Genomic DNA, 12,697 nt, shown 5'->3' on the forward strand with positions numbered 1-12,697 from the left:
TCCCTTCACGGCGTGCACCACATCATCTACACTCAGGTCCCAACCCCCACGGGCGCCCGGGGCACCGGGCTGAGATTGCGCTGTCTTGCCGCGCGAGGACCGTATGAACCTGTCTGGTTAGCACCAGCGAAGGAAGAGAGGCGTACAAGGACATGCGTCCCACCCCTGATCCACGTTGCTATTTCATCACCGGCCGGGGCAGCCGTGACCACATTGTCGATGTCGCCCGCCGCGCTGTGGCCGGTGGGGCCCGCATGGTGCAGGTGCGCAGCAAACCGATTACCGCGCGTGAGCTCTACGCACTGACCGAGGCCGTCGCGCTTGCCGTGGGTGAGACCGCCCATGTGCTTGTCGACGACCGCATCGACATCGCCCTCGCCCTGCGCCACCGCGGTCTCCCCGTCCACGGGGTGCATGTCGGACAGGATGATCTGCACGTCCGTGATGTCCGTGCCCTGCTGGGTGAGGATGCCATCATCGGTCTGACCACCGGCACCAGGGCACTGGTGGAGGCAGCCAATGAGCACGCGGACGTGCTCGACTACATCGGCGCGGGACCGTTCCGCCCGACCCCCACCAAGGATTCCGGTCGCCCGCCGCTGGGTCTGGCGGGTTACCGGGAGCTGGTGGAGCTTTCCCAGGTTCCGGTGGTGGCCATCGGGGATGTCACCGCCGATGATGCCCCCGCGCTTGCCCACACCGGTGTCGCCGGTCTGGCGGTGGTGCGTGGCCTCATGGAATCCGACGATCCGACCCGCTACGTCCAGCGTCTGCTCACCGGTTTCGGGGAGGGACGCCGATGAGTAGTGTCACCGTCGTCGGTGGTGGTCTGGTGGGTCTTGCCACCGCGGTCCGGCTGGCGGATGCAGGTCATGCGGTGACCCTGATGGACCCGGATCCCGCATCCGGTGCCACCCACCACGCCGGTGGGATGCTGGCCCCGGTTGCGGAGGTGATCTACCGGCAGGAGGCCTTGTTCCCGTTGATGCTGCGCTCGGCCGCGCTGTATCCGGGGTTGCTCCGGGTCGTCGACAAGCACACCGACCTGCCCACCGGGTACCGCACCGAGGGCACCCTGGTGCTGGCTGCGGACCGGGCGGATGCGGCGCATCTGGCGCAGTTGTCGGAGTATCAGTCCGCCAACGGCATGGAAGTCGAACGTCTGACGCTGCGTGCGGCCAGGAAGTTGGAACCCGCGCTGAGCCCACAGCTGGCCGGTGCCGTGCACATTCCGGGCGATCACCAGGTCAACCCCAGGATGTTCGCCGCCGCCCTGCTCGATGCGCTGAACAATCTCGGGGTGGTCATCCGCCGGGAACATGCCACCACGATCCCCGATGATGAACAGGTGGTGCTGGCCAATGGTCTGGGGGCAGCGGCACTCCATCCGGGGTTGCAGCTGCGCCCGGTCTACGGCGATATCCTGCGCCTGGGCGTGCCGGATCATCTCGCCCCGCTGCTCACCCGGGTGGTGCGCGGGTTCGTGGAGGACCGCGCCGTCTATCTCATCCCGCGTACCGACGGCACCCTCGCCATCGGGGCGACCTCACGTGAGGATGACCGTCCTGTCCCCCGCGCGGGCGCCGTGCATGATCTGCTGCGCGATGCCACCCGACTGGTCCCCGGCATTGGGGAATGCGATTTCCTGGAGGCCACCACCGGTGCGCGCCCGGGCACCCCGGATGATCTGCCGTACCTCGGGCGGGTGGATGATCAGCTGATCATCTCCACCGGGTATTTCCGCCACGGGATCCTGCTGACCGCCCTGGCCGCCGAGGCAACCCTGGCACTGGTGGAACGCCGCGACCCAGGCCTTGATCTCCATGCCTGTGCCCCACACCGACACGCCACCCAGAAGGAGCATCCATGAACATCACCCTCAACAACCAGTCCGTGACCACCCAGGCCACCACGCTGAGCGCCCTGGTGGAGAACACCCTCGGGCAGCTGCCGGATGCCGGGGTCGCCGTGGCCGTGGACGGTGAGGTGGTGCCCCGCTCCCAGTGGGACCGCCCGCTTGCCGACGGCCAGCACATCGACATTCTCACCGCCGTCCAGGGAGGTTAACCCATGCTCACCATCGCCGACCGCACCTTCGACTCACACCTGATCATGGGCACCGGTGGCGCCACCTCCATGGCGATGCTGGAGGAGTCGCTGGTGGCCTCCGGGACGGAACTGACCACGGTGGCGATGCGTCGACACGCGGCCACCACCACCGGGGAATCCGTCTTCGACCTGCTGCGCCGCCTGGACATCGCGCCCCTGCCGAACACCGCGGGATGCCGCACCGCACGTGATGCCGTGATCACTGCCAAACTCGCCCGGGAGGCGCTCGGCACCAACTGGGTGAAGGTGGAGGTCATCGCCGATGAGCACACCCTGCTGCCCGATGTGGTCGAACTCATCGATGCCTGCGAACTGCTCGTCGCCGAGGGCTTCGTCGTGCTGGCCTATACCTCCGATGATCCGGTGGTGGCCAGGCGTCTGGAGGATGTCGGGTGTGCCGCGGTCATGCCGCTGGGCTCGCCCATCGGCACCGGCCTGGGCATCCTCAACCCGCACAACATCGAGCTGATCTGTTCGCGCGCGACCGTCCCTGTGCTTCTCGACGCCGGTGTCGGCACCGCCTCCGACGCCGCACTGGCGATGGAGCTCGGCTGCGACGGGGTGCTACTGGCCTCCGCGGTCAACCGGTGCCAGGACCCGGTGGCGATGGCGCGCGCGATGCGTTATGCGGTCGATGCCGGCCGTCTCGCCCGTGCAGCCGGCCGCATCCCCAAACGCGAACACGCCGTGGCCTCCTCCAGCTTCGACGGGCTGGCGTCCTGGTCGGATCAGGTGCTCTAGATGGCACTTCCCAACACCGAATTGCGCCGCACCGCCCGCCAGTTGGCGCTGCCTGGATGGGGCATGGAGCAGCAGGAACGTCTCCACCGTGCCCATGTGCTGGTCATCGGTGGTGGAGGCCTGGGGTGTCCCGCCATGCAGTCGCTCGCCTCCGCTGGCGTTGGACACATCACCGTCATTGATGATGACACCGTGGACATCACCAACATCCACCGGCAGATCCTCTTCGGTGCCTCCGATGTGGGCCGGCCCAAGGTTGAGGTGGTTGCCGAACGCCTGGGTGAACTCCAACCCGACATCATGGTGACCGCTCTGCAGGAGCGCCTGACCGTGGACAATGCGGTGGAGCTGGTCGGCGGGGTTGATCTGGTACTCGACGGATCCGATTCCTTTGCCACCAAATACTTGGTGGCCGATGCCGCCGAGATCACCGGCACTCCCCTGGTGTGGGGTACCGTGCTGCGTTTCCGCGGGGATGTCTGCCTGTTCGCCAATGGTGTGGGCCTACGTGATCTCTTTCCCGTCCAACCCACCGGCGATTCCATCCCCGACTGTGCCACCGCCGGTGTCCTCGGTGCCACCACTGCCACCATCGGTGCGCTCATGGCCACCGAGGCCATCAAGTTCCTCGCAGGACTACCCACCCACCCGGGCCGCATACTCAGCTACGACGCCCTGACCTCCACCACCCGCAGCTTCACAGTGGGAGCGGACCCGGCGCGTGACCGCGTCACTAGACTCCAGCCGAGCTACAACGATGCGGTGTGCGCGGTCGGCCCCTCCCCCGAGGAGCTGCTCGATCAGGTCCGATCCGGCGCGGCGGTGCTCCTGGACATCCGGGAACCGCATGAATACCTGCTCAATGATTCACTCGCCGACCTGGATCCGGTGCGCCTGCCGCTGTCGGAGATCACCGGTGTGGACACCGTGCGACATGCCCTCGATGACGTGCGGTGCGATGCCCGACGCGATGCCCGGCGCGTGGTGGTGCACTGCGCCTCCGGGGTTCGCAGCGCCACCTTTGTGGAGCGGTACGCCGACCTGGGTTATGACCTGGTCAACCTCCCCGGTGGGATCAACGCGCTGGGGTGAGCGGCCGGGATCTGCAGGGTGTTAGGCCGCGCCCGCCACGGCGTTGAGGCTCCCTAGAGCATCTGTCGCAGCATGTACGGGAGAATGCCGCCGTGCTGGAAGTAGCTCTCCTCCGCGGGGGTGTCGATGCGGACGGTGACGGTGAACTCCACCGGATCCTTCCCGTCGGATTCCGCTCGGACGGTGACCTCCTCCGGGACATCGTCGTGGCCTTCAAAACCGGTCACGGAGAAGATCTCCTCACCGGTGAAGCCCAGACTCTCGGCGTTCTCACCGTCCTTGAACTGCAGGGGCACCACACCCATGCCGATCAGGTTGGAGCGGTGGATCCTCTCATAGGATTCCGCGATGACGGCGCGCACGCCCAGCAGTGTCGTGCCCTTGGCTGCCCAGTCACGCGAGGAACCGGAGCCGTATTCCGCGCCGGCGATGACCACCAGTGGAACACCCTCCTCGGCGTAGCGCATGGCCGCATCGTAGATGCTGGTCTCCTCCCCATCCGGGAAGCGCCTGGTCACACCGCCCTCAGTGCCGGGGGCTACCTGGTTGCGGAGACGGACGTTGGCGAAGGTACCGCGCACCATCACCTCGTGATTGCCACGGCGGGAACCATAGGAGTTGAAATCCCTTGGTTCCACACCCTGCGACTGGAGGTACTTCCCGGCCGGTGAGGACGGGTTGATGGATCCCGCCGGTGAGATGTGGTCGGTGGTCACCGAGTCGCCCAGCAGGGCCAGCACCCGGGCGCCGGTGATATCGCGTACCGGTTCCGGTTCCAGGCTCATCCCATCAAAGTAGGGGGGTTTACGGATGTAGGTGGATTCCTCACTCCAGGTGAACTTGTCCCCCTCGGGGACATCCATCCCGCGCCAGTTCTCATCACCGGTGAACACATCGGAGTACCCGTCCACAAACAGCTCGGCTGCGATGGTGGCGTCCACCACCTCCTTGATCTCCGCGGAGCTCGGCCAGATATCCCGCAGGTAGATATCCTCGCCGTCGCTGTTGGTGGCCAGTGGTTCGGTGAGCAGATCCGTGTGCAGACTGCCCGCCAGGGCATAGGCGATGACCAGCGGCGGGGAGGCCAGGAAGTTCATCTTCACCTCAGGGTGGATGCGCCCCTCGAAGTTGCGGTTGCCCGACAGGACGGAGGACACATTGAGGTCATTCCCCCGGACTGCACCGCTGACCTCGGGGATCAGCGGTCCGGAGTTGCCGATACAGGTGGTACAGCCATAACCCACCAGATCGAAGCCCAGCTGGGACAGATAGGGGCTCAAACCCGCCCGGTCGAGGTAGTCGGTGACCACCCTGGAACCCGGGGCGAGGGTGGTCTTGACCCACGGACGGCTCGTGATGCCCGCCTCGACAGCTTTCTTCGCCACCAGTCCCGCACCGATCATCACTGAAGGGTTGGAGGTGTTGGTGCACGAGGTGATGGCGGCGATGACCACATCACCGTGATCGACGATCGCGGTGGTGTCTCCGATGACCACGTCAACCGGGTCACTGGGCCAGCCGAGCTTGGCGTTCGCGGTCAGCTGTTCCCGGCTCAGGCGCCTCGGTGGTTCGTCGGGGGTCTGGCCCGGTGTGGGAGATACCGGGTCACTGGCGGGGAAGGAATCAGCGGAGGCATCATCAATGCTGCCGTCCTTGAACTGGGAGATGACTCCCTCCCCGTGGAGGATGCTCAGCACGGTGGCCGGGGCGTCACCCAGTTCGATGCGGTCCTGTGGGCGGCGGGGACCTGCGATGGAGGGCACTACCTCAGCCAGGTTCAGTTCGAGGACCTCGCTGTAATCCGCCGGGTTGTCCGGGTCGTGCCACATGCCCTGTTCCTTGGCATAGGCCTCGACCAGGTTGATCTGGTCCTCCGCCCGGCCGGTCAGCCTCATGTAGTCCAGCGTCTCCTCATCGATGGGGAAGATTGCACAGGTAGCACCGTATTCGGGGCTCATGTTGCCCAGGGTCGCGCGGTTGGCCAGGGGGATGTTCCTGACACCGGGACCGAAGAACTCGACAAATTTGCCCACCACCCCGGTCTTGCGGAGCAGCTCCGCAACTGTGAGCACGAGGTCGGTCGCTGTGGTTCCCTCAGGCAGTTCACCGGTCAGTTTCAGTCCGATCACCTCGGGGATCAGCATGCTCATCGGCTGGCCGAGCATGGCGGCCTCCGCCTCGATGCCGCCGACTCCCCAACCGAGCACACCGAGGCCGTTGACCATCGGGGTGTGGGAGTCGGTACCCACCAGCGTGTCCGGGTAGGCCTGGACAACGCCGTCGTCCCCGTCCCGCGTGAAGACCACCCGGGAGAGGTATTCCAGGTTGACCTGGTGGCAGATGCCGGTGTCCGGTGGGACCACCACGAAGTCGTTGAAGGACTGCTGCGCCCATCGCAGCAGCTGGTAGCGCTCGTGATTGCGCTCGAACTCCAACTCGGAGTTCTGCCTGGCTGCATCCGGGGTGCCGAACACATCGGCGATGACCGAGTGGTCGATCACGAGTTCACCGGGGATCAGGGGGTTGATCCTCTTCGGGTCACCGCCCAGTTCGGTCATCGCATCACGCATGGCCACCAGGTCAACGACGCAGGGCACACCGGTGAAGTCCTGCATGAGCACCCGGGCCGGGGTGTACTGGATTTCGATGTCACCGACGTTCTTGGGATCCCAGGCCTGCAGCGCCTCAACCTGCGCGGCGGTGACAACGCGGCCGTCCTCATTGCGCAACAGGTTCTCCAGCAGCACCTTCAGGCTGTACGGGAGCCGGGTGGATCCGGGAATGCTGTCCAGTCGGTGGATTTCATAGGACTTGTCCCCCACCTTGAGGGTATCGCGGGAATTGAAACTGTTTGAGCTCATCTTCATCGTCCTTTCGACGATTTCAGTGATCAGTGGAACAGTCGGGCTCAGCCACAAGCATCTCTTCTCTGGCGACATATGACGGTCGCGGCGTCTGACGGGTCATCTCGTCCGACTGGACCCCCTACCCCTGTGATCTACGTTACACGGGCGTGGGTGTGTCCCAGCCTAGCCCAGAACCTCCCCGGATTCCGGACGTCAGGAGCCCAGCGTCGATACCCGGAGCGCCTTATGTCCAGGCCGCAGGAACATGGGAGCAGGTTGGATCGGAGGCCAGAGGGTCACCGGTGATCGCGTAGGCCGTGGACCGGGAGCCCCCGCAGACCGTGGCGAACTCGCAGACCGAACATTTTCCCAGCCATGTGGAGGGGTCCCGCAGGGACCGGAAGACCGGGGAGTCGGAGTAGATCTCCGGCAGGGGTGTCTCCTTGACGTTTCCGCAGTGCAGGGGAAGGAACCCGTTGGGATACACATCGCCCAGATGGTCGATGAACACGAAGCCACTGCCCGCGTTGACCGCCATCGGCGGCCGGGGCCGACGGGGCGTGGTGGGCCTTTCACCCAGCAGCCGGGTGGTTTCTGCCGTCAGGTACCGGTACAGCTCCCCACCCTCATAACTACGCCCCTGCGTACGTTGCAGCACGACGCGCCGATACTGGGGCGCCTCGGTGGTTTTGATGGCCACGCGGTCCGAGACGTCGTGAAGCCAGTGGAGGACCTCCTCCCGCTCGTCGGCATCCAGTGCGCCCAGACCGGCACCACGCCCCGTGGGCACGAGGAAGAACACGCTCCACAGCCGCGCGCCCAGGTCAATGACACGGGCCAGCAGCGCCGGTGCCTCACGCACGTTTCCCGCGGTCAGCGTCGAATTGATCTGCAGCCGGTAACCGACATCAGTGACCACCCGCGCCATCTCCACGGTCTGGTCAAAGGTGCCCGCGAAACCCCGGAAATGATCGTGCGTTTCTGCCACGGCACCGTCCAGGGAGAGCGATAACGCCGACCCGCCGGCCTCCCGCAGCTCGACGAGCCTGTCGCGGGTCAGGCGTGGTGTCACCGAGGGTGACAGCGAGATATTGAGCCCGAGACCGGTACCGTACCGGGTCAGTTCCGTGATATCGCCACGCTCGAAGGGATCACCGCCGGTGAGGACCACCAGCGGACGCGGATGATCATAGGTGGCCAGCGAGTCCAGGAGGGCGAACCCCTCCTCGGTGCTCAACTGGCCGGGCGCGGGCTCATGCTGGGCATCGGCCCGGCAGTGCCGACAGACCAGCTGGCAGGCCCGCGTCACCTCCCAGATGGCGATGAAGGGTTTGACGTTGAGGTCATGTCGGACCTGCCGGACCATCGGACTGCGAGTCATACACTCTATATTAAACCCGGATAGTCCCGTAGAAAAATCTAGCGCCCCAGGCCCGCCCGCCTGAGTGCATCGGACATGGCGCCACCTGCCGGTGCGGACGGTGCTTGTCGACGCTGCCCCTGCCCACCACGGGCCGGGGTTCTGCCGTCGTTGCGGCCTCCACGTGGGTTGTTGCGCTGGGGCTTCTTGGCAGGCTGGCCCGGTTCATCATTCAGGCGTAGGGACAGGCCGATGCGTTTGCGGTCCACATCCACCTCCATGACCTTCACCTTCACCACCTGGCCGGAGCGGACCACTTCATGCGGATCGGAGATGAACTTATCGCTCATCGCGGAGACATGCACCAGCCCGTCCTGGTGGACTCCCACATCAACGAAGGCACCGAACGCCGCCACATTGGTCACGGTGCCCTCCAGGATCATGCCCGGGGTGAGGTCGGAGATCTTCTCCACGCCCTCCTTGAAGGTGGCTGTCTTGAACTCCGGGCGGGGATCGCGGCCGGGTTTGTCCAGCTCGGCGATGATATCGGTGACGGTGGGGATACCAAACTGCTCATCGGCGAAATCCGCCGGGCGCAGGGAGGAGAGCACCGCGGTATTGCCGATGAGGTCGCCGATACCCATGCCGGTGGCCTTGACGATGCGTTTGACCACCGGATAGGCCTCGGGGTGCACCGCGGAGGCATCGAGTGGATCCTTCCCACCGTCGATGCGCAGGAAGCCGGCGCACTGCTGGAAGGCCTTCGGCCCCAGGCGCGGCACCTTGTTCAGCTCCCTGCGTGAGGAGAACCCACCGTGCTCATCACGGTAGGCCACGATGTTGGTGGCCAGGGTGGTACTGACACCCGCGACCCGGGTGAGCAGCGGCGCGGATGCGGTGTTGAGGTTCACGCCCACGGCATTGACAGTGTCCTCCACCACGGCATCGAGTGTTCTGGCCAGGGCTGTTTGGTTCACATCATGCTGGTACTGACCCACGCCGATGGCCTTGGGGTCGATCTTGACCAGTTCCGCCAGAGGATCCTGCAGACGCCGGGCGATGGAGACCGCACCACGCAGGGAGACATCCATGTCGGGGAATTCCTCCGCGGCGATCTCGGAGGCGGAATACACCGACGCCCCGGATTCCGAGACCATCACCGGGGTCGGGCGGGTACCGCCGGCCTGTTTGATCAGATCGGCGACCTCACCGGCGAGTTTCTCCGTCTCCCGGGAGGCGGTGCCGTTACCCACGGCCATCAGCTCCACCCCGTGCGTGGCGCACAGACCGGCCAGTTCCTGCACCGCATCCGTCCACCGGTTCTGTGGCTGGTGGGGGTAGACGATGGTGGTGTCCAGGGCCTTACCGGTGGAATCCACCACGGCCACCTTCACACCGTTGCGGAACCCCGGGTCCAGGCCGATGGTGGCGCGCTGCCCCGCGGGTGCGGCCAACAGCACATCACGGAGGTTGGTGGCGAAGATGTCGAGTGCACCGGCCTCGGCCTTTTCCTTCAGCCGCATGCGGACATCCAGGCCGGAGGAGACATAGAGTTTGGTGCGCCATCCCCACCGCACCGCCTCAGCCAGCCAGCTTGAGCCCCTGGTGTCCAGGGAGAAACGGTCGGCGATCATGCCCTCGTAGATGGTGTCATCGCCGGCGTCCAGGTTCAGCTGGAGCACGCCTTCATTCTCACCGCGCAACAGCGCCAGGATGCGGTGTGAGGGCAGGGAGTCGAAGGGTTCATTGAACTCGAAGTAATCCTTGAACTTCGCACCCTCGGTCTCCCTGCCCGCCACCACGGAGGCGGTGAGGGAACCGGTCCGGGACATCTGTTCACGGACCTCGCCCACCAGGTCTGCGTCCAGGGCAAAACGGTCGATGAGGATCGCACGGGCACCCTCCAGCACCTTCCTGGTGTCCTCGAAGCCGTCGGTGATAAAACGTGCCGCCTCACCGGTGGCGTCGGTGGTGGGGGCGTCGATAAGCACATCAACCAGCTCCTCCAGGCCGGCCTCGCGGGCGATGTCGGCCTTGGTGCGGCGACGCTTCTTGAACGGAAGGTAGAGATCCTCCAGGCGCGCCTTGGTCTCACACCCCAGGATCAGGGTGCGGAGGTCATCGGTGAGCTGGCCCTGCTCCTTGATGGCCTCGAGGATTGTCTTCTTGCGGTCCTCCAACTCACGCAGGTAACCCAGACGGTCCTCCAGTTGGCGCAGCTGGGTGTCATCGAGGCCACCGGTGACCTCCTTGCGGTAGCGGGAGATGAAGGGGACGGTGTTTCCCTCGTCGAGAAGCGTGATGGCCGCAACCACCTGCTCCTCACGGACACCGAGTTCGCGTGCGATCGTGCTGGAAATCGAGATTACTGACATTCTCGCGATTCTAGCCGGTACGCCCGGTTTAGAAGTCGCTCAGCTTCTTCTTGGTGAACGGTACCCGGGCTGCATTGAGGATGGCGAGCACATCGATGACCTCCTGGGCGATCGCACCCATCAGCGGGGTCAGCAGGCCGAACACCGCCAACACCATGCCGATGAAGGACAGCGCCATGCCACCGATCGCGGTCTGTAGTGCGATCCTTCGCATGCGGGCACCAATATGGATGAGGTTGTCCAGACGCTCCAGGGAGGAATCCAGGACCACCGCATCAGCGGCTTCCATGGTCACATCCGAACCGGCACCGAAGGCCACACCGACGGTCGCGGTGGCCATCGCCGGGGCGTCGTTGATGCCGTCACCCAGAAACAGTGTCTTGCCCCGTTTGTTGTGTTCACGGACCAGTTCGAGTTTGCCCTCCGGGCTCACCCCCGCGTGGACGGTCTTGATGCCGACCTTCTCCGCCAGGTACTCCGCCTCGGAGGCGCGGTCACCGGAGATGATCATGGTCTCGGTGGTGCCGTGTTTCTTGCCCAGGTGGGCGATGAAATCAGCGGCAGACCTGCGCGGTTCATCACGGAACTGGATGAAGGCGGCGAATTCACCGTCGAGAAGCATCACCGATTCCATTCCCGCCTGGTCCTGGGGCAGGAAGGAGGAATCCGCCAACGCCTTGCGGCTGGTCAGTTTGACCTCAAGACCGTCGACGACACCGGTCAATCCCTGGCCGGGTTTCTCAGAGATCGAATCCACCGTGAGTTTGTCTACTCCACGGGCGTCAGCCTCCTCAACAATGGCGGTGGCCAGGGGATGGCGGGAATAGCGCTCCACGGCCGCTGCCAGCGCCAGGGCATAATCCTCATCGAGGCCGCCGGTGGTCTGGAAGTGGGTAATCACGGGACGTCCGTAGGTGAGGGTTCCCGTCTTGTCGAACATGACGGTATCCACCCGGGACACCGCCTCCAGGATGCCCGGATTCTTGATGATAATGCCGCGCCTGGCCGCCAGGTTGATCGCACCGATGATGGCCACCGGGACACCGATCAGCAGCGGACACGGGGTGGCGATGACCACAACGGCAAGGAAGCGGGTCGGATCCCCGGAGATGATCCAGCCGATCGCGCCCATGGTCAGGGCAAGCACGGTATACCAGGCTCCAAGACGGTCAGCGAGCCGACGCATCTCCGGACGGTTGGTCTCCGCCTCACGCAGCACACCCACGATGCTGGCATAACGGGAATCCTCCGCCAGGGCCGTCGCCCGGATCACCAGGGCATCATCCGCGTTGATCGCACCCGAGATCACCTGGGACCCTTCAGACTTGCTCACCACATAGGGCTCACCGGTCAGGAAGGACTCATCCATGGCACCGTGACCGGAGATCACCTCACCGTCCACCGGACACAGCTCATGGGGCAAGACCACCAGTTCATCACCGATGCGGACCTCCTCGATGGCAATGTCCGCGGTGGTACCGTCCGGGTTCCTGCGGTGGGCGATCTGCGGGGCACGTCTGGCCAGGGCGTCAAGTGTCGCCGAGGCCCTCTTGGAGGCCGCCTCCTCCAGTGCCTCACCACCGGAGAGCATGAGCACCACGATGGCGGCCACCAGCCACTCCCCCAGTAACACGGAGGCGATGATGGAGACCGCAGCAAGGGTGTCGGCACCGCCACGGGTGGCGATGGCTGATTTGACCACATCAATCCCCAGCGGGATACCGCCACCGATGACGATCACGACGAGCGGCCAGGAGGCGGCAAAGCCCTCCAGGCCCACGGCGAAACGCAGAATCAGGAACAGCGCGATGGCCACCAGGGTTGCGGTGGCGATCACGCCGTCACGGGAGCCGAAGAATTCCCGCATTCTGTTGGGTTGTGTCGGAACGGTGGCGGGAGATTTCACGGCTGGGGTATGCGTCGCGGCGTTCATGCCTCCACCATAACCAATAAAAAGCTAGTTGACCAGGCAGGATAGGATTCCCTTATGAAGCCTGATGCGGTGTTATCTCACTGTTTCATCTCCGGTGCCACCCGTCACGCTGTGCGTTCGTGTTTAGCTCAGAAGTGCTCGTCGCGGTGACTGCACGCATGCGTATATCACCGACGGGATACCTGATCCGGTTCTGCTGTAGACCGGTGTCAGCTCCCGGTCTCGGACACCGGCACAGGCA

Annotated in this window: 9 protein-coding genes and 1 riboswitch; of the genes, 5 read left to right on the forward strand and 4 right to left on the reverse strand. The window is 64.9% G+C overall.

The features are described 5' to 3' along the window. The first annotated feature begins 38 nt into the window (after positions 1-38). A riboswitch (TPP riboswitch) is annotated at positions 39-153 on the forward strand. The 5 genes from H9627_RS00560 (at position 153) to H9627_RS00580 (ending at position 3,942) form a co-directional block, all read left to right on the forward strand. Then, positions 153-803: a thiamine phosphate synthase gene (locus H9627_RS00560; protein ID WP_191732086.1), complete on the forward strand. Its 651-nt coding sequence runs from the start codon at positions 153-155 to the stop codon at positions 801-803. (Overlaps the previous riboswitch by 1 nt.) Continuing rightward, positions 800-1,870: a glycine oxidase ThiO gene (gene thiO / locus H9627_RS00565; RefSeq protein ID WP_191732087.1), complete on the forward strand. Its 1,071-nt coding sequence runs from the start codon at positions 800-802 to the stop codon at positions 1,868-1,870. Before H9627_RS00560 ends, thiO begins: the two co-directional genes overlap by 4 nt. Beyond that, positions 1,867-2,067: a sulfur carrier protein ThiS gene (gene thiS / locus H9627_RS00570; RefSeq protein WP_191732088.1), complete on the forward strand. Its 201-nt coding sequence runs from the start codon at positions 1,867-1,869 to the stop codon at positions 2,065-2,067. Before thiO ends, thiS begins: the two co-directional genes overlap by 4 nt. A gap of 3 nt (positions 2,068-2,070) precedes the next feature. Continuing rightward, the gene (locus tag H9627_RS00575; RefSeq protein ID WP_191732089.1) at positions 2,071-2,850 is read left to right on the forward strand and encodes a thiazole synthase; all 780 of its coding nucleotides are present in this window, start codon (positions 2,071-2,073) and stop codon (positions 2,848-2,850) included. Continuing rightward, the gene (locus H9627_RS00580; protein WP_191732090.1) at positions 2,851-3,942 is read left to right on the forward strand and encodes a ThiF family adenylyltransferase; all 1,092 of its coding nucleotides are present in this window, start codon (positions 2,851-2,853) and stop codon (positions 3,940-3,942) included. It abuts the gene before it with no gap. A gap of 53 nt (positions 3,943-3,995) precedes the next feature. Here the strand turns inward: H9627_RS00580 and acnA are convergent, their stop codons facing one another. The 4 genes from acnA to H9627_RS00600 form a co-directional block, all read right to left on the reverse strand. Further along, positions 3,996-6,803 carry an aconitate hydratase gene (gene acnA, locus H9627_RS00585; protein ID WP_191732091.1) on the reverse strand — a complete coding sequence of 936 codons (2,808 nt, stop codon included), beginning with the start codon at positions 6,801-6,803 and terminating at the stop codon, positions 3,996-3,998. A gap of 229 nt (positions 6,804-7,032) precedes the next feature. After that, the gene (locus H9627_RS00590) at positions 7,033-8,169 is read right to left on the reverse strand and encodes a TIGR04053 family radical SAM/SPASM domain-containing protein (RefSeq protein ID WP_191732092.1); all 1,137 of its coding nucleotides are present in this window, start codon (positions 8,167-8,169) and stop codon (positions 7,033-7,035) included. 38 nt (positions 8,170-8,207) lie between these two features. Continuing rightward, positions 8,208-10,523, reverse strand: coding sequence for a Tex family protein (locus H9627_RS00595; protein ID WP_191732093.1), 2,316 nt, complete (start codon positions 10,521-10,523; stop codon positions 8,208-8,210). 28 nt (positions 10,524-10,551) lie between these two features. Beyond that, the gene (locus H9627_RS00600; RefSeq protein ID WP_191732094.1) at positions 10,552-12,456 is read right to left on the reverse strand and encodes a heavy metal translocating P-type ATPase; all 1,905 of its coding nucleotides are present in this window, start codon (positions 12,454-12,456) and stop codon (positions 10,552-10,554) included. Between the last annotated feature and the right edge of the window lie 241 nt (positions 12,457-12,697).

This window comes from Corynebacterium gallinarum, assembly GCF_014837045.1.
GTDB classification, from domain to species: Bacteria; Actinomycetota; Actinomycetes; order Mycobacteriales; family Mycobacteriaceae; genus Corynebacterium; species Corynebacterium gallinarum.